Genomic DNA, 16,584 nt, shown 5'->3' with positions numbered 1-16,584 from the left:
ATGACCGCCATCGCCTCCACCACGCGCCTCGAGCTGCCGATCGCCGGGATGACCTGCGCGTCGTGCGCCAATCGCGTCGAACGCCGGCTCAACAAGCTCGACGGCGTCACCGCCATGGTCAACTACGCCACCGAGACGGCGGCCGTCGAGTACGACCCGGCGGCCGTGACGCCCGACGCCCTGATCGGCGCGGTCGAGGCGGCCGGCTACCGGGCCACGCTGCCCGCGCGGGACGCCGAGGCCTCCGACGCCGGCGAGCAGGACGACCCGGCGCGCGCGCCGCGGGCCCGCCTCGTCGTCTGCGCGGCGCTCGCGCTGCCGGTGCTCGCGCTGTCGATGATCTCCCCGTTGCAGTTCGACAACTGGCAGTGGCTGTCGCTGACCATGAGCACCCCCGTGGTGCTCTGGGGCGCGTGGCCGTTTCACCGCGCCGCCTGGACCAACCTCCGGCACGCCACCGCCACGATGGACACGCTCGTCAGCCTCGGCACGCTCGCCGCCTGGCTGTGGTCGTTGTACGCCTTGTTCCTCGGCGACGCCGGGATGAGCACCATGCGCATGCGGCTCGACCTGATCCCGTCGTCCGGTGGCGGCGCCGACGAGATCTACCTCGAGACCGCCGCGATCGTCACGACGTTCATCCTCGCCGGCCGTTCCTTCGAGGCGCGGGCCAAGCGCCGCGCCGGCGCCGCGCTCAAGGCCCTGCTCGAGCTCGGCGCCAAGGACGTCGCGATCCTCGACCCCGACGGCGCCGAGCGCCGCGTCTCGATCGACGCGCTGCGGGCCGGCGACCGCTTCGTCGTGCGACCGGGCGAGAAGGTCGCCACCGACGGCACCGTCGAGGAGGGCCGCTCCGCGGTCGACCTGAGCATGCTGACCGGCGAGTCCGTCCCGGTCGAGGTCGGCCCGGGCGATCACGTCGCCGGTGCGACGATCAACGCGGGCGGCCGCCTCGTCGTCCGCGCCACCCGGGTCGGCGGCGACACCGCGCTGGCCCAGATCGCCCGCCTGGTCGCCGAGGCGCAGACCGGGAAGGCGCCGGCCCAGCGGCTGGCCGACCGCATCTCGGGCGTCTTCGTGCCCGTCGTCATCGCGCTGGCGATCGCCACGCTGTGCTTCTGGCTGGGCAGCGGGCAGGCCGCGACGTTCGCGTTCACCAGCGCGGTCGCCGTGCTGATCATCGCCTGCCCGTGCGCGCTCGGCCTGGCGACCCCGACGGCGTTGATGGTCGGCACCGGCCGCGGCGCCCAGCTCGGCCTGCTCATCAAGGGCGCGGAGGCGCTGGAGTCCACCCGCCGGGTCGACACCATCATCTTGGACAAGACCGGCACGGTGACCACCGGCGAGATGAGCCTCGACGAGATCGCGACGGCCGACGGCATCGACGAGGACGAGGCCCTCGCGCTCGCCGGCGCGCTGGAGCACGGCTCCGAGCATCCGATCGCGCGCGCCATCGCCCGAGCGGCCGCCGCCCGCGGCCCGCTCGCCCCGGTCGCCGACTTCGTCAGCCACGACGGCCTCGGCGTCGAGGGCACGGTCTCCGACCGCCACGTGCTCGTCGGACGCCCGTCGCTGCCGGCCGCGGCGGGGATCGCTCTGCCCGCCGCGCTGGACGCGGCGCGCCGGGCCGCGGAGGCGCGCGGCCGCACCGCCGTGCTCCTCGCGGCCGACGGCCGGGCGCTGGCCGTGATCTCGGTGACCGACGCGGTCAAGCCGACGTCGGCCGAGGCGATCGCCCAGCTCCAGGCGCTCGGCCTGCGCACCGTCCTGCTGACCGGCGACAACGCGACGACCGCGCGCGCCGTGGCGGCCGAGGTCGGCATCGACGAGGTCATCGCCGAGGTCCTGCCCGCCGACAAGGCCGCCGTGGTCAAGGGCCTGCAGGACCAAGGCAAGGTGGTGGCCATGGTCGGCGACGGCGTCAACGACGCGCCCGCGCTGGCCCAGGCCGACCTCGGCCTGGCCATCGGCACCGGCACCGACGTCGCGATCGAGGCCTCCGACCTGACGCTCGTCTCCGGTGACCTGCGCGGCGCCGGCCAGGCCATCCGCCTCAGCCGCGCGACGCTGCGCACGATCAAGCAGAACCTCGCCTGGGCGTTCGGCTACAACTTGGCCGCGCTGCCGCTGGCGGCCGCCGGGCTGCTCAACCCGGTCGTCGCCTCGGCCGCGATGGCGTTCTCCAGCGTCAGCGTCGTCGCCAACGCCCTGCGCCTGCGGCGGTTCGAGGCCTGAGATGGCGCGCTTCCTCCTGTACCACCGGCACGCCGCGGACGAGTGCGGCGTCGCCTTCGCGGCCTGGCGAGGCCACGACAGCCCGCTCCGTCACCGAGAGACGCTCGGCACCTGCCGGCTCGGCGGCCACGAGATCTGGTGGCTCGTCGACGCGCCCAGCGCCCAGGACGCGCTCGGGCAGCTGCCCTACTTCGTCGCCCAGCGCACGGCGGCGGCCGAGGTCTCCTCGATCGCCATTCCCTGAGGGCCACCGTTCAGGGTCCTCGGCCCGATGTCCCCGACCAAGACCACGTCCAACACCAAGGCGGTGCTCAACGCCATGACCCCCACCCCGTCCCACCCCACCGGCCACCGCTCGGCCCGGCGCTTCGTCCGGCACTACCTCGAGATGGTCGTCGTCATGTTCGCCGGCATGCTCGTGCTCGGCGTCCCGCTCGAAGGCGTCCTGCGCCTGCTGGGCACCAGCAGCGGCGCGATCGAGGACTCGGCGCCGGCGGCGATGCTGCTGCAGATGGCCATCACCATGACCGTCCCGATGGTCGCCTGGATGCGCCGCCACGGCCACGCCTGGCGTCCCTGCAACGAGATGGCCGCGTCCATGGTCCTCCCCGCGTTGGCGGCGATGGCGCTCATGGGCGCCGGCGCGATCGGCTTCGGGACGGCCATGGTGCTCGAGCACGCCGTCATGCTGCCGGCGATGCTCGTCGCGATGCTCCTGCGGGTCGACGAGTACGCGTGCGACCACGCCCACCACCGTGCCGGACGCGGCGACCGCGTGCCCGCCGGAGCCAAGGCCTAGGCCATGAACGTCGCCTTCGTCATCTACCCGGGCTTCACGGCGCTCGACCTCACGGGGCCCTACGAGGTCATCAGCCGATGGCCCGGGGCCGAGGTGCGCTTCGTCGCCACCACGATGGACCCCGTGCGCTGCGACCGCGGCCTGACCGTCCTCCCGACCGACACCCCGGCCACCATCGGCCGGCCGGAGCTCATCGTGGTGCCGGGCAGCGAGCACCCGCTGCCGGTGCTGGAGGATCGGTGCCTGGTGAGCTGGATCGCCGACGCCGCCCCGGGCTGCCGGTGGACCGCCTCGGTCTGCACGGGCGCGGGCCTCTACGCCGCCGCCGGGCTGCTCGGCGACAAGACCGTCACGACCCACTGGGGGTTCCGCGACCCGCTGCGCGCGATGGGCGTGACGGTCTCGCCCGACCGCGTCGTCTGGGACGGCCGGCACATCAGCGGCGCCGGCGTGTCCGCCGGGATCGACCTGGCGCTGACGCTCACCGAGCGCGTCTTCGGCCGGCCGCTGGCCGAGACGCTGCAGCTCGTCATCGAGTACGACCCGCAGCCGCCGTTCGACGCGGGCGACCCCGAGAAGGTCGACGCCGGCACCCTGCGCATGGCGTTGCGCATCCTGCTCGGCGACCGGCCGCTGCGCGCCGCCGCGCGCATCCAGCGCCACGGCGTCGCCGCACGGCTCGCCCGCGCCCGCGCCGCCGCCGTCGCGGCCGCCCGGCGCGGTCACGCGGCTAGCCGGCCAGCGCCTCGCCGTCGGCCTCCTCCTCGGTCGCCCGCGCCCACGAGAGGGCCGCGGCGGCGAGGTCGATGAGCGCGACCTTCAGGTCGCCGTTGCTGCTCGCCGCGTGCGCTCGGGACACCTCGCGCACCGCGGCCGCCAGGACCATCGGCGTGCACTGGCCTTCGCGCTGCGCCCGCAGGTGCGCGAGGTGCAGCAGCGTGCCCTGGTCGAGCGCGGCCTCCGGCTGCGGGCGATGCTGGCCCTGGCGGCGCGGCACCAGGCCGGCGGCGGCGACGGCCTCCGACATGCGGCCGAAGTGGTTGCGCACCGTGCGCGCGCTCGGCCAGCCGCCCTGGTCATAGCGCGCGACGCGCCAGGCCTGCCCGACCTGGCGCGCGCGATACGGGTCCCAGTCGGCCATCGTCGGCGGCTCGCCGTACAGCTCGTTCCAGCGCCGGATCGCGTCGAGGATCTCGGCGCTGGTCATGGCCGCGGGGCGACGCGGGGTCCGCGGCGCGTCGACCTCGAGCTCAGCAGGCGGGCACGCTGACGGCAAGGCCTCCACGCGACGTCTCCTTGTACTTGTCGTTCATGTCCAGGCCCGTGCGGCGCATCGCCTCGATCGCGCTGTCGAGCGAGACGACGTGGCGGCCGTCGCCGCGCAGCGCGAGCTTGGCGGCGGCGATGGCCTTCCCGGCGCCGATCGCGTTGCGCTCGATGCACGGCACCTGCACGAGGCCCGCGATCGGGTCGCAGGTCATCCCCAGGTGGTGCTCCAGGGCGATCTCCGCGGCGTTGAGCACCTGGGCCGGCGTCCCGCCGAGGGCCTCCGCCAACGCGGCCGCCGCCATCGCGGCCGCGGAGCCGACCTCGCCCTGGCAGCCGACCTCGGCGCCGGAGATCGAGGCCTTGTCCTTGATCAGCGCCCCGACGGCGGACGCGGCCAGGAGCATCCGCGCGGCGTCGTCGTCTCCGGCGCCCTCGAAGGTCTGGGCGTAGCGCAGGACCGCGGGCAGGATCCCGGCCGCGCCGTTGGTCGGGGCGGTGACGATCCGGCCGCCGGCGGCGTTCTCCTCGTTGACCGCCATCGCCCACAGCCCGACCCACTCCAGCGCCTCCAGCGGCCCGTCCTGGCCGGGCGCGGCGAGGTCGGCGAGCAGCCGAGCGGCGCGCCGGCGCACGCCCAGCGGCCCCGGGAGGACGCCCTCCGCGCGCAGCCCGCGCTCGATCGCCTCGTCCATCGCCCGCGCGATCGCGCGCAGCGCCGGCTCCAGCTCCTCCGCCGGGCGGCGGGCCGCCTCGTTGGCGGCGGTCACGGCCGACACCGACCCGAGCGCGTCGGCGCACGCGAGCAGCTCGGCGGCGCTCGCGTAGGCGTGGGGCAGGTCGACCGGCGCGCGCTCGTCGGGGACGCCGTCCTCGGTGACGAAGCCGCCGCCGATCGATCGGAAGGTGCGGTCCGCCAGCACCGCGCCGTCGTCGCCGACGGCGACGAACCGCATGGCGTTGGGATGGCCGACCGGCCCACCGCGGGTCTGGAGGTCCAACCAGTAGGCCACCTCGCGACCGTGCAGCCGCACGGTCGCCGGGACGCGCTCCAGCGCGAGCACGGCCGCGGGGTCGACGGTCTCCGGATCCTCGCCGAGGAGGCCGGCGACGAGGGCGCGGTCGGTGCCGTGACCCCGGCCCGTGAGCGCGAGCGAGCCGTGCAGGACGACCCGCAGCTCCCGGACGGGGGCGTCGCGCAGGGCCTCGGAGACCCGCCGCGCGGCGCGCATCGGCCCCACGGTATGGCTGCTCGAGGGACCGATGCCGACGCGGAAGAGCTCGAAGGTGCTGGCCAACACGCCGGGCAACGTACTGGCTAGACCACTGGACCGCAAGTCCTCGATCCGCGACGCGCGTCCGCGCTAGGTTGTGCCGCATCTCCGACCTGTCCCCCATCCGCCGCGCGCCGCTCTACGAGGAGATCGCCAACCGGCTGCGCGATCTCATCGCCGCGCGGCAGCTCGCCCCCGGCGACCGCCTTCCCAGCGAGCGCGAGCTCGCCAACAGCCTCGGCGTGAGCCGGACGTCGGTCCGCCAGGCGCTCACCACGCTGCGGTCGATCGGCATGATCGACGTGCGCCACGGAGACGGCGCGTTCCTCGTGCACACCGGCGAGGAGGTCGCGACCTCGCTGGCCCTGGCGATGCTGTCGTCGGAGGTCGACCACGCGATGGTCTGGGAGACGCGCGAGGCCATCGAGGTCCACGCGGCGCGCCTGGCGGCGCGGCGCGCGACCGACGCCGACCTCGCGCGGATGCGCGCCGCGCTCGACGCCATGCGGTCGGCGATCGACCACGAGGACGAGGGCGCCCAGGCCGACGCCGCGCTGCACCGCGCGATCGTCGCCGCGGCGCACAACCCGATGCTCGCGCAGCTCTACGAGAGCATCGCCGACGCCGTCGACCGCACCTCCGCCGCGTCGCTCTCGATCCCGGGCCGGCCGCCGGAGTCCCTCCGCGCCCACCGCGCGATCGTCGAGGCGATCGGCGACCGCGACCCCGAGCGCGCCGCCAGCGAGATGACCAGCCACCTCCGCGGCTCCGCCCGCCTCTTCACGACGCCCGAGCGAACGAGCGACTAGGGCCGTGCGCGCGCCGCGGCGCGCCCACATGTCCACCGACACGGCCGGCCGGATGATCAGGCCCTGGACGACCGACTGGTAGATGGCGCCCTCCCCGCCGCGCGGACAGCCACGCACCCACGCCCGAGCCGACGTCTCGTCCGCGCCCGTAGCCCACGCGATGTCGGCGGTCGCGAGCTTGCCGAGCTCCTTCACGAACGCCGCTTCGGTTGCGTGTGCCGTGCTCATGTCACGACCCGCCCGTGGGCATGCTCACCGGCCCGCCGAATCCCGGATGAGGTCCACGCCGGCTGCCCTGCTCACCCCGTGGGGGTGAGGCGCGCTCGCCTGGGGCCACGCGATGCTCCGCCCGTCGTGAGGTCGTGCGGAACCGCGCGCCGCCCCACCACCGAACGCGTACGCCGCGTGTTGGGGCCACGCGCCGCTCCGCCCCAACGAGACGAAAGGACGCCAGATGGCCGACCACCCGATGTTCCTGTACCTCGCCGCCTACGAGACCGAGGCGGACGCGCGCGCCGACTACGACGCCCTGCGCCGGCTGCACGCCGACGGCGTCGTCGGCACCTACGACGCGGCGATCGTGACCAAGGACGCCGACGGCAAGGTCCACGTCCACAAGCACGAGAAGCCGACCCAGCACGGCGCCTGGACCGGCGCGGGCGTCGGCGCGCTGCTCGGCATCCTGTTCCCGCCGTCGCTGATCGGCAGCGCCGTCGTCGGCGCGGCGGCCGGCGGCCTGGTCGGCCACCTCTGGCGCGGGCTGTCGCGCGGCGACCTCAAGGAGCTGGGCGAGGCCCTGGACGCCGGCGAGGCCGGGCTGGTCGTCATCGGGCGCGACGAGCTCACCGAGGCGCTGGACCGCGCGCTGGACCACGCGACCAAGCGCGTCGAGAAGCGGCTCGACGCCGACGCCGAGCAGTTCGAGAAGGACCTCGAACAGGCCCAGAAGGGCTGAGGTCGGAGGCCCGACGCCCCGACGTCAGGTGGACGTCTCGCCGCCCGCGACCGGCGGTTGAAGCTCGCGCAGACGGAACCGCTGCACCTTCCCGGTCTGCGTCTTGGGCAGCTCATCGATGAACGCCACCGCGCGGGGGTACTTGTACGGCGCGATCCGCGCCTTGACGTGGTCCTTCAGCGCGGCCGCCAGCTCCTCCCCCGCGACGTGGCCGGGGGCCACCACCACGTAGGCCTTGACGACGTGGCCGCGCTCCTCGTCCGGCGCGGCGACCACCGCGCACTCGGCGACCGCCTCGTGCTCCAGCAGCGTCGCTTCGACCTCGAGCCCGGAGATGTTGTAGCCCGCCGAGATGATCATGTCGTCGGCGCGCGCCTGGAACCAGAAGTAGCCGTCCTCGTCGACGCGGAACGCGTCGCCGGTGAGGTTCCAGCCGTCCACGACGTAGTCGGCCTGCCGCGCGTCGTCGAGGTAGCGGCAGCCGGTCGGACCGCGCACCGCGAGCCGGCCGACGACGCCGGGACCCAGCTCGCGCATGTCCTCGTCGACGACGATCGCCCGGTAGCCGGGCACCGGGCGCCCCGTCGCCCCCGGGCGGACCTCGCCGGGCGGCGCCGAGATGAAGATGTGCAGCATCTCGGTCGAGCCGATGCCGTCGAGGATGCGGATGCCGGTCCGCTCGAACCACGCGTCCGACGTGGCCACCGGCAGCGGCTCGCCCGCCGCCACGCACGTGCGCAGCGACGTGACCGCGGCGAGGCCCTCATGGCGCAGCATGGCGCGGTACGCGGTCGGCGCGGTGAAGATGGTGGTGATGCCCCGGGTCCGGATCGCGTCCAGCAGCGCGTCGGCGCTCGGCTGCTCGACCGGGACGGTCGAGGCGCCGAAGCGCAGCGGGAAGAGGACGAGCCCGCCGAGCCCGAAGGTGAAGGCGATCGGCGGGGTCCCGGTGAAGACGTCGTCGGGCACCGGGGCCACGATGTGGCGCGCGTAGGTGTCGCACACGGCCAGCACGTCGCGGTGGAAGTGGATGCAGCCCTTGGGCGCGCCGGTCGTCCCCGACGTGAACGCGATCAGCGCGGGGTCGTCGGCCGCCGTCTCCACGGCCGCGAAGTCGGCCGCCTTGCCCGCCGCGCGGCCGTCGAGCTCGCCGCCGGGGCCGAACGTGAGCAGCTCGCGGAGCACCGGCTTCCGGCCCCGCGCCGCGATCAGCTCCCCGGCGATCCGCGCGTCGGTGAGCGCGTGGCTGACCCGCGCGCGCTCGACGAGCTCGGCGAGCTCGCCCTCGCGCAGCAGCGGCATCGTCGTCACGGCCACCCCGCCGGCCTTCAGGACGGCGAACCAGCAGGCGATCAGCTCCGGCGAGTTGGCCCCGCGCAACAGCACGCGGTTGCCGGCGACCAACCCCATGTCCTCGACGAGCACCCGCGCGATCCGGTTCGACCGCGCGGCCAGCTCGGCGTAGGTCCAGACCCCGTCCTCGGTGTGGACGCAGGGACGATCGCCGAAGCGGTCCAGCGCCTCGTCGAGCAGCGCCGCGGCCGCGTTGAGGCGATCGGGGTACCGCAGCCCCGGCAGGTCGAAGAGCAGCTCCGGCGAGGTCTCCGCGGGCGGAAGGCCGTCCCAGGCGAACGTGTCGACATGCGCGGTGTACCGATCGGCCACGCCGTCATGCTACGTAGCACCGTGCTGCCCCGTCAACTGTTCGCGGCGACGACGCGACGGGCTCGGCGCCGTGCGGCCGGCGCGGGCCGCGCGGACCTCCCCCAGACCCGCGAGCGCACCTGATTGCTCACCGAAGTCCCGCGCGCGCCGCCGGGCGGACGGCGAGCGTGACGCGGCTCACCGCGCACAGGGCACCCGCGTCGTCGCGCATGTCGACGTCCCAGACCCAGGTGGAGCGCCCCTGGTGCCGCGGCTCCGCCGTCCCGTGGATCGCCCCGTCGGCGATCGGCCGCATGAAGCTCGTCGCGTTGGTCATCCCGAGCGCGAGCAGCCCGTCCGGCGCCACGTGCCAGTTCGTGCCCAGCGATGCGAGCGCCTCGCCGATGCTGGCGTAGACGCCGCCGTGGACGAGGCCCATCGGCTGGAGGTGGTGCGGCTGGACCACGACCGACCCGGCGACGCCGAGCGCGTCGCAGCGCGTGACCTCCAGACCGTAGAACTCGTCATAGGGCGCGGGCTTCGACACATCCATGAACGCGACTCTACATCGCACCCTGCTGCCGTGTAGACCGTTCCCTCGGCCCGGCCCGGAGAGCGGCGGAGGCCGTCAGGCGACGGCCTCCCGCGGGACGAACGCGAAGACCCGGGACGGGCAGCCCGTGCCGCCGACGAGCTTCAGCGGGGCGACGACGACGATCGCGCCGGTCTCCGGGAGCGCCTCGACGTTGGCCAGCTGCGTCAGGCCGTAGCGCCCGGCGCCGAGCAGGAAGTTGTGCACCGGGAACGGCGGGTCGAAGCCGCCGGCCGCGCCCGCGTCGATCCCGACGGTCTCCACGCCCCACCCGACGACGTTGGGGTGCTCGCCGAGCCACTTCGCCGCCGCGACGTCGGGTCCGGGCGACGCGGGGCCCTCGGGCCCGGCGTTCAGGAACGCCTCCTCGTCGGCCGCCCGCGCGCCCCAGCCGGTGCGGAAGATCAGCCATGTCCCGGGCGCGATCGGCCCGTGGTCGCGCTCGAACGCGTCGAGCTCGTCGACCGTCAGGACGTACCCGGGATCCGCGGCGACCTCGGCCGTGCGGTCGATGACCATGGCCGGCCCGACGAGCCGCCGCGGCGGGATCGCGGAGACGTCCTCGCCCTCGCGCCCGGTGATCCAGTGGATCGGCGCGTCGATGTGCGTGCCGGTGTGCTCGCCCAGCTCCAGGACGTCCCACGCCCACGCGGGCCCGGCGTCGTCGTACCGGCTCAGGGTCCGGCGCGACAGGTGCGGGGTGTTGGCGAACGGCTCGGGCAGCCGGAGCACCGGCGTCCGCTCGCTCAACGGCTGGGTCAGGTCGACGACCTCCACGCTGCCGTCGGCGAGCGCCGCGGCGAAGTCCGTGACACGCGAATGTGACATCAACACCCCTCGGGTTCCGGTAGGACGAACAAGACTGCAGATCACCACGGCGACCTGCCGAATGTCGCGCAGCATACCCGGACACCGCCCACCGCGCCAATCAGTACACACATCACCACGCTCTTGTGTAGAAAGACACTCCGCGGTGTCGTATCGTGGCGCCGAAGTCCAGCTCTCGAGGAGTGAACGCATGGCCGAGCGGTCGTTCGCCAACGAAGTCCAGCAGCTTCGCCATGGTGCCGGCACGACCCTGCACGTCGAAGGCATCCTGGCCGTCACCAAGGCGCTGCTGCAGTCCGGCGTCGCCTACGTCGGCGGCTACCAGGGCGCGCCGATCTCGCACCTGATGGACGTCCTCGGCGACGCGCGCGAGATCCTCGACGAGCTCGGCGTGTACTTCGAGAACTCCGCCTCGGAGGCGACGGCCGCGGCGATGCTGGCGGCGTCGGTCAACTACCCGCTGCGCGGCGCGGTCACGTTCAAGTCGACCGTCGGCCTCAACGTCGCCTCCGACGCGCTGGCGAACCTCGCCAGCGGCGGCGTCAAGGGCGGCGCGCTGATCATCCTCGGCGAGGACTACGGCGAGGGCTCGAGCATCATGCAGGAGCGCTCCCACGCGTTCGCCATGAAGTCGCAGATGTGGCTGCTCGACCCGCGGCCCAACGTCGCGGCGATCGTCGACGCGGTCGAGACCGGCTTCGAGCTGTCGGAGGCGAGCGGCACGCCGGTCATGCTCGACCTGCGCCTGCGCTCCTGCCACCTGCACGGCGGGTTCGTCGCCAAGGACAACCGGCGCCCGCCGGTGACCGTCAAGGACGCGATCGAGAACCCGTCGCGCGACGTGAGCCGCATCGTCCTGCCGCCGGCGAGCTTCCTGCACGAGCAGGAGAAGGTCGCCGAGCGCTGGCCGGCCGCCGTCGCGTTCATCAAGGAGCGCGGCCTCAACGAGGTCATCAACGACGACCTCGCCGACGTCGGGATCATCGCCCAGGGCGGGCTGTACAACACCATGAACCGCGCGATGGAGCTGCTCGGCTGCTCCGACGCCTACGGCAACACCAAGGTGCCGCTCTACGTCATGAACGTCACCTACCCCGTCGTCGACGACGAGCTCGTGGCGTTCTGCGAGGGCAAGCGCGCGGTGCTCCTGCTCGAGGAGGGCCAGCCCGACTACCTCGAGCAGAACATCAACGCGATCCTGCGCCGCAACGGCATCGGCACCGCCCTGCACGGCAAGGACCTGCTGCCGGTCGCCGGCGAGTACACGACCGCCGCGATCACGCGCGGGCTGGAGGCGTTCCTCGGCCGCTACCTGCCGGAGGTCGTCGAGCATCGCCCCGCGCTCCTGCTCGACCGGGACGATCCGGCCAGCCCGTTCGCGCGGCACGTCGACCCCGCCGAGGTCCTGCCCCGCCCGCCCGGGCTGTGCACCGGCTGCCCGGAGCGTCCGATCTTCAGCGGCCTCAAGCTCGCCGAGCGCGAGACCGGCGAGCACCACGTCAGCGCCGACATCGGGTGCCACCTGTTCGCGATCAACGCGCCGTTCGACCTCGGGGCGACGACGATGGGCTACGGCCTGGGCTCCGCGGCGGCCTCGGCGCTCAACAGCAAGGACGCCGACCGCAAGACCGTGGCGATCATGGGCGACGGCGGCTTCTGGCACAACGGCCTCACCAGCGGCGTCGGCAACGCGGTGTTCAACAAGAACGACCAGGTGCTCGTCGTCGTCGACAACGACTACAGCGCGGCCACCGGCGGCCAGGACGTCCTGTCGTCGCATGCCGACACGCCGCTGCGGTCCACCCAGCACCCGATCGAGAAGGCCGTCCGCGGCATCGGCGTCGAGTACGCGCTGACGATCGACCACACCTACGACGTCGGCAGGGTCCGCGACACGTTCGTCGACGCGTTCACCTCCGAGGAGCCGGGGCCGAAGGTGCTCGTCATGCAGAGCGAGTGCCAGCTCAACCGCCAGCGCCGGGTCAAGCCCGAGATGCGCAAGGCGCTGAAGGACGGCAAGCGCGTCGTGCGCGAGCGCTTCGGCGTCGACGCCGAGACGTGCACCGGCGACCACGCGTGCATCCGGATCTCCGGCTGCCCGTCGCTGACGATCGCCTCCAACCCGGACCCGATGCGCACCGACCCGGTCGCGACCGTGCTCGACAGCTGCGTGGGCTGCGGCGTCTGCGGCGCCAACGCGCACGCGGCCGTGCTGTGCCCGTCGTTCTACCGGACCGACGTCATCCACAACCCGACGACGAAGGACAAGGCCTTGGTGAAGGTCCGCCGCTGGTGGATGAGGCGCCTGTCCGCGAGCGCCGAGCGCCGCGCCGCGCGGTTCGAGGTCGCCGCCTGATGTCGAGCTGGTCCGAGGGACAGCGCCCGATCACGCTCGCGATCCTCGCCCTGGGCGGCGAGGGCGGCGGGGTCCTGGCCGACTGGATCGTCGCCGTCGCCGAGCGCGAGGGCTCCTTCGCGCAGAACACCTCGGTCGCCGGCGTCGCCCAGCGCACGGGCGCGACCGTGTACTACGTCGAGATCTTCCCGCCGCGCGCCCGCGACGACGGCGACGGCGCGGCGTCGGTGCGCCGCGAGCCGATCATGAGCATCTTCCCCACGCCGGGCGAGGTCGACGTCGTGATCGCCTCCGAGCTGATGGAGTGCGGCCGCGCGATCCAGCGCGGGTTCGCGACGGCGGACCGCACGACGCTGATCGCGTCGACCAGCCGCGTGTACTCGATCGACGAGAAGATGGCGCTGGGCGACGGCCGCGTCGACGACGCGTCGCTGCTGGCCTCGGCACGCAAGGCCTCCAAGAAGCTCGTCGCCGCCGACTTCGCCGACATGGCCGAGCAGGCCGGCAGCGTCATCAGCGCGTCGCTGTTCGGCGCGGTCGCCGGCTCCGGCGCGCTGCCGTTCACGCGCGAGCAGTTCGAGGCGCCGATCCGCGCGTTCGGCAAGGGCGTCGAGTCGTCGCTGGCGGCGTTCGCCGCCGGGTACGACGCCGCGACCGCCCCGGCCGACGTCCAGGGCGTCGAGCTGCCGCTGACGACCTCGTCCGGCGGAGCGTCCGGAGCGCCCGCCGGCGGCGGGACGTCGAAGGCCGTGGACGGGCGCAAGGCCCACCGCGAGACCCGGCGCAACGAGCAGGCGGCGACCGATCCCGGCGCGCTCGTCGGGCCCGCGCTGCGGCCGCTGGCCGAGCGCGTGCGCGACCTGCCGGCCGCGGCGCGGTCGATGGTGCTCGACGGGCTCGTGCGCACCGCGCTCTACCAGGACGCCGCCTACGCGGAGCGCTACCTCGGCCGCGTCGCGCGGCTCGCGGCGGTCGACCCGGACGCGGACGGCGAGGCGCGCCTGACCAAGGAGGCGGCCCGGCACGTCGCGTTGTGGATGTGCTACCAGGACACGATCCAGGTCGCCGCGCAGAAGACCCGCCGCGCGCGCATGGACCGCATCCGCGACGAGGCCAAGGCCAAGCCGAGCCAGCTCGTCGAGGTGCGGGAGTTCCTGCACCCGCAGATCGACGAGATCACCGACACGATGCCGACGTGGATCGGCCAGGCGATGAAGCGCTCCAAGGCGGTGAACAAGGTCGTGGCCAAGGCCACGCACAAGGGCATGATCTTGAACACCACCTCGGTGGCCGGCTACACGCTGCTGACGATCATGGCCCGCGTCCGGCCGCTGCGCCCGCGCTCGTTCCGCTTCGCGCGCGAGCAGGCGGCGATCGACGAGTGGCTGGGCCAGGCGCTCGCCGCCGCGGCGACCGACCCGGAGCTGGCCCGCGAGATCGTCGAGTGCCAGCGCGTGCTCAAGGGCTACGGCGCGACCTACGAGCACGGCAGCGAGAGCTTCGCCAAGCTCATGGGGGCCGCCGGCCGCCTCGCGGGGACGGCCGACGCGGCGGCGCGGCTGGCCGACCTGCGCGCCGCGGCGCTCGCGGACGAGGGCGGCGCCGCGCTGGACGCGAAGCTGGCCACCGCCGTGGCGGCGTGAGCGCTCAGGCCGCGGGCGCGGCGCGCGAGAACGCCGGCTGGGCGACCTCGTGGAAGTGCGCGTTGGCGGCGTCGGCCAGGCCGGCGTAGACCACGTCGAACAGCGCCACGACGCGCTTGCGCAGCTGCGGCCGGCCGCCGACCGCGGCGGGCAGCTCGGGATCCACGAACGGGAAGCCGCGGAACTGGTGCAGCATCAGCGTCCGCGTGACGAACGCGTCCTTCGGCGACAGCGCGCGCCGCTCGCCGGCGCGCCGCAGGTGGCCGTAGTCGTCGACGAACCTGGTGTAGCGGTCGTCGACGGCCGCGAGGTCCCACGCCTCCCGGACCAGCAGGCCGGGCGGCACCTGGTCCGACATGCGCCCGACGAAGAGCGAGATGTGGTCGATCAGGTTCAGGCTCGTCGCCAGCTCCGTGACCGCCGCCTCGCGGTCGTGGGCCGCGAACCAGGTCGCGTCCTGCACCGACCCGAAGCCGAGGAAGCGCAGGCCGGTGGCGAAGCGCGTGCGCTCGGCGCGACGGCCTTCCGGGATGGCGTGCCAGAGGATCGTCCAGACGTCGCCGGTCGTCTCCGGGCGGCCGAAGCTGAAGATGCGATCGTCGCCGCGCGTGAGCAGCTCGACCGCGTGCTCGGTGAGCGTGTACAGCGCCCGGCGGCCGTCCATCTCCCGCTCCAGCAGGTTGCGCTGCACCAGCCGCGCCAACGCCGCGCGCGACGCCTCGGTGGAGAACCCGAACTCCTTCAACAACTGCACGAAGCCCCCGGACCACACGCGCTCGCCGGGCTCGCGGATGTGCGTTCCCGCGATCGTGAGCGCGAGGTCCTGCGGCTGCAGGGGCGCGCTGCGCTGAACGGCCGGCATCTAGCCCCGAGCGACCGGGTCGTGGGTGGGCGCGGCGAGGGAGACGGGACGAGGCATGTGCGCGGGGCGAACGCTATCGCCTGCGCCGGTCGGCGGAGGCGCGACGCGACGCGGCCCGTCTACGCCGCCCGCGCGCGGCGCAGGCCGGGCGCGACGCGGTAGCGCGGATCGTGCTCGGCGTCCCACAGCGCGTCGAGCACGGCGACGATGCGGCCGGCGCCGTGGAGGGCCTGCCAGGCGAACGGGCCGCGCGGGTGCCGCAGGCCCAGCTCGAGCGCCTGGTCGACGTCGCGCGGCGCGGCGACGCCGTCGGCGACCGCGAAGTGCGCCTCGTTGACCAACTGCGCCACGATCCGGAGCACGATGCCCTCCTGATCGAGCAGCGCCTCACCGCCGCCCGCGGCGTCGCGCCACGTCTCGCCGGGCGGGTAGAAGCCGCCGGCCTCGCTCTTGGCGCCCAGCCGGCCGTCGGCCACCATCCGCACCTGCAGCGGGCTCGGGCGCCAGCGCGGCTCGCCGTGCGCCTGGCGCCACATCGACTCGGTCGCTGCGAGCCCGATGTCGACGCCGACGACGTCCATCAGCTCGAACGGCCCCATCGCGAAGCCGCCGGCCTCGCAGCAGGCGCGGTCGACGGCGGCGGGATCGGCCTGGCCGTCCTCGACGATGCGCAGCGCCTCGAGGTAGAACGGCCGCGCGCAGCGGTTGACGAGGAACCCGGGCCCGTCGGCGACCTCGACGACCGTCTTGCCCAGCGCCTCGGCGAAGCGGCGCGCGCGCTGCGCGGCGACCCGCGTCGTCCGGGCCGTGCTGACCAGCTCCACCAGCGGCATCGCCGCCGGCGGGTTGAAGAAGTGCAGCCCCAGCACGCGCTCGGGGTCCGCGTCGGCCGCGAGCGCCGCGATCGAGATCGACGACGTGTTGGAGGCCACGACGGCCCGTGGCGCCACCGCCGCCAGCTCCGCCAGGATCCGCGCCTTGAGCTCGGCGCGCTCCGGCGCCGCCTCGACGATCAGCGAGCAGTCGGCCAGCGGCTCGGGCTCCACCGTGAGCTCCAGCCGCGCGAGCGCCTGGCGCTCGTCGTCGCCGCTGAGCGTGCCGCGCTCGACCGCTCGCCGCAGCGACGCGGCGTGCCGCTGCCGCGCGCGGCCGAGGGCCGTCTCGTCGGGGTCGCGCAGGACGGTGGTGAACCCGCGCGCGCAGGCCAGCGCGGCGATGCCCGCCCCCATCGTGCCGGCGCCGGCCACGCCGACGCGCTCACCGCGGCTCATGCGCGCCCCCGTTCGACGACCTCATCCATCAAGAGTCTGCATAGTACCCC

General features: G+C 74.2%; 15 protein-coding genes. 8 read left to right on the top strand and 7 right to left on the bottom strand.

Annotation, left to right across the window (positions count from 1 at the left end; all coding sequences use genetic code 11):
* The 4 genes from VFG42_RS01115 to VFG42_RS01100 are packed head-to-tail and all read left to right on the top strand — an operon-like array spanning position 1 to position 3,844.
* Entirely contained in the window at positions 1 to 2,235 is a 2,235-nt protein-coding gene (locus VFG42_RS01115) for a heavy metal translocating P-type ATPase (RefSeq protein ID WP_324904338.1), read from the top strand.
* A gap of 1 nt (position 2,236) precedes the next feature.
* The gene (locus VFG42_RS01110) at positions 2,237 to 2,479 is read left to right on the top strand and encodes a hypothetical protein (protein ID WP_324904336.1); all 243 of its coding nucleotides are present in this window, start codon (positions 2,237 to 2,239) and stop codon (positions 2,477 to 2,479) included.
* A gap of 27 nt (positions 2,480 to 2,506) precedes the next feature.
* Positions 2,507 to 3,034, top strand: coding sequence for a hypothetical protein (locus VFG42_RS01105; RefSeq protein WP_324904334.1), 528 nt, complete (start codon positions 2,507 to 2,509; stop codon positions 3,032 to 3,034).
* Positions 3,035 to 3,037: 3 nt separating this feature from the next.
* Positions 3,038 to 3,844, top strand: coding sequence for a DJ-1/PfpI family protein (locus tag VFG42_RS01100; protein ID WP_324904332.1), 807 nt, complete (start codon positions 3,038 to 3,040; stop codon positions 3,842 to 3,844).
* Here VFG42_RS01100 and VFG42_RS01095 read toward each other — a convergent pair.
* Together VFG42_RS01095 and VFG42_RS01090 are read right to left on the bottom strand one after the other, a co-directional pair.
* The gene (locus VFG42_RS01095; protein WP_324904329.1) at positions 3,765 to 4,241 is read right to left on the bottom strand and encodes a homing endonuclease associated repeat-containing protein; all 477 of its coding nucleotides are present in this window, start codon (positions 4,239 to 4,241) and stop codon (positions 3,765 to 3,767) included. The genes VFG42_RS01100 and VFG42_RS01095 overlap by 80 nt on opposite strands.
* A 43-nt stretch (positions 4,242 to 4,284) precedes the next feature.
* On the bottom strand, positions 4,285 to 5,601 hold the full coding sequence (locus VFG42_RS01090; RefSeq protein WP_324904327.1) for an L-serine ammonia-lyase: 1,317 nt from the start codon (positions 5,599 to 5,601) through the stop codon (positions 4,285 to 4,287).
* Between the two features lie 68 nt (positions 5,602 to 5,669).
* On the opposite strand from VFG42_RS01090, the gene VFG42_RS01085 reads away from it, so the two are divergent.
* Complete coding sequence (locus VFG42_RS01085) at positions 5,670 to 6,383, top strand: FadR/GntR family transcriptional regulator (protein ID WP_324904326.1); 714 nt, start codon at positions 5,670 to 5,672, stop codon at positions 6,381 to 6,383.
* 454 nt (positions 6,384 to 6,837) lie between these two features.
* On the top strand, positions 6,838 to 7,338 hold the full coding sequence (locus VFG42_RS01080) for a DUF1269 domain-containing protein (protein WP_324904324.1): 501 nt from the start codon (positions 6,838 to 6,840) through the stop codon (positions 7,336 to 7,338).
* A gap of 24 nt (positions 7,339 to 7,362) precedes the next feature.
* Here the strand turns inward: VFG42_RS01080 and VFG42_RS01075 are convergent, their stop codons facing one another.
* The 3 genes from VFG42_RS01075 to VFG42_RS01065 all read right to left on the bottom strand — a co-directional run bounded on the left by VFG42_RS01075 (position 7,363) and on the right by VFG42_RS01065 (position 10,402).
* Positions 7,363 to 9,003, bottom strand: a complete 1,641-nt coding sequence (locus tag VFG42_RS01075; RefSeq protein ID WP_324904322.1) for an AMP-binding protein — start codon at positions 9,001 to 9,003, stop codon at positions 7,363 to 7,365.
* A gap of 127 nt (positions 9,004 to 9,130) precedes the next feature.
* Entirely contained in the window at positions 9,131 to 9,535 is a 405-nt protein-coding gene (locus tag VFG42_RS01070) for a PaaI family thioesterase (protein WP_324904320.1), read from the bottom strand.
* Positions 9,536 to 9,610: 75 nt separating this feature from the next.
* The gene (locus VFG42_RS01065; protein WP_324904317.1) at positions 9,611 to 10,402 is read right to left on the bottom strand and encodes a cyclase family protein; all 792 of its coding nucleotides are present in this window, start codon (positions 10,400 to 10,402) and stop codon (positions 9,611 to 9,613) included.
* 190 nt (positions 10,403 to 10,592) lie between these two features.
* Here VFG42_RS01065 and VFG42_RS01060 point away from each other — a divergent pair, with 190 nt between their 5' ends.
* On the top strand, positions 10,593 to 12,758 hold the full coding sequence (locus VFG42_RS01060) for an indolepyruvate ferredoxin oxidoreductase subunit alpha (protein WP_324904315.1): 2,166 nt from the start codon (positions 10,593 to 10,595) through the stop codon (positions 12,756 to 12,758).
* On the top strand, positions 12,758 to 14,401 hold the full coding sequence (locus VFG42_RS01055; protein WP_324904313.1) for an indolepyruvate oxidoreductase subunit beta family protein: 1,644 nt from the start codon (positions 12,758 to 12,760) through the stop codon (positions 14,399 to 14,401). The genes VFG42_RS01060 and VFG42_RS01055 overlap by 1 nt, the downstream gene beginning before the upstream one ends.
* Before the next feature lie 4 nt (positions 14,402 to 14,405).
* Here VFG42_RS01055 and VFG42_RS01050 read toward each other — a convergent pair whose 3' ends face one another.
* Both VFG42_RS01050 and VFG42_RS01045 read right to left on the bottom strand, forming a co-directional pair.
* On the bottom strand, positions 14,406 to 15,263 hold the full coding sequence (locus VFG42_RS01050; protein ID WP_324904311.1) for a PaaX family transcriptional regulator C-terminal domain-containing protein: 858 nt from the start codon (positions 15,261 to 15,263) through the stop codon (positions 14,406 to 14,408).
* A gap of 119 nt (positions 15,264 to 15,382) precedes the next feature.
* Positions 15,383 to 16,534, bottom strand: coding sequence for a 3-hydroxyacyl-CoA dehydrogenase (locus VFG42_RS01045; protein ID WP_324904309.1), 1,152 nt, complete (start codon positions 16,532 to 16,534; stop codon positions 15,383 to 15,385).
* Positions 16,535 to 16,584 lie beyond the last annotated feature (50 nt).

The sequence above is a fragment of the Baekduia sp. genome (assembly GCF_035685985.1).
Lineage (GTDB): Bacteria > Actinomycetota > Thermoleophilia > Solirubrobacterales > Solirubrobacteraceae > Baekduia.
The sequence above is the reverse complement of the archived record's forward strand: the minus strand, read 5'-3'. Positions and strand labels throughout refer to the sequence as shown.

Coding starts and splice junctions, on each gene's coding strand:
- VFG42_RS01115 (WP_324904338.1), top strand. CDS start 1: ATGACCGCCATCGCCTCCACCACGCGCCTCGAGCTGCCGATCGCCGGG.
- VFG42_RS01110 (WP_324904336.1), top strand. CDS start 2,237: ATGGCGCGCTTCCTCCTGTACCACCGGCACGCCGCGGACGAGTGCGGC.
- VFG42_RS01105 (WP_324904334.1), top strand. CDS start 2,507: ATGTCCCCGACCAAGACCACGTCCAACACCAAGGCGGTGCTCAACGCC.
- VFG42_RS01100 (WP_324904332.1), top strand. CDS start 3,038: ATGAACGTCGCCTTCGTCATCTACCCGGGCTTCACGGCGCTCGACCTC.
- VFG42_RS01095 (WP_324904329.1), bottom strand. CDS start 4,241: ATGACCAGCGCCGAGATCCTCGACGCGATCCGGCGCTGGAACGAGCTG.
- VFG42_RS01080 (WP_324904324.1), top strand. CDS start 6,838: ATGGCCGACCACCCGATGTTCCTGTACCTCGCCGCCTACGAGACCGAG.
- VFG42_RS01070 (WP_324904320.1), bottom strand. CDS start 9,535: ATGGATGTGTCGAAGCCCGCGCCCTATGACGAGTTCTACGGTCTGGAG.
- VFG42_RS01065 (WP_324904317.1), bottom strand. CDS start 10,402: ATGTCACATTCGCGTGTCACGGACTTCGCCGCGGCGCTCGCCGACGGC.
- VFG42_RS01060 (WP_324904315.1), top strand. CDS start 10,593: ATGGCCGAGCGGTCGTTCGCCAACGAAGTCCAGCAGCTTCGCCATGGT.
- VFG42_RS01055 (WP_324904313.1), top strand. CDS start 12,758: ATGTCGAGCTGGTCCGAGGGACAGCGCCCGATCACGCTCGCGATCCTC.
- VFG42_RS01050 (WP_324904311.1), bottom strand. CDS start 15,263: ATGCCGGCCGTTCAGCGCAGCGCGCCCCTGCAGCCGCAGGACCTCGCG.
- VFG42_RS01045 (WP_324904309.1), bottom strand. CDS start 16,534: ATGAGCCGCGGTGAGCGCGTCGGCGTGGCCGGCGCCGGCACGATGGGG.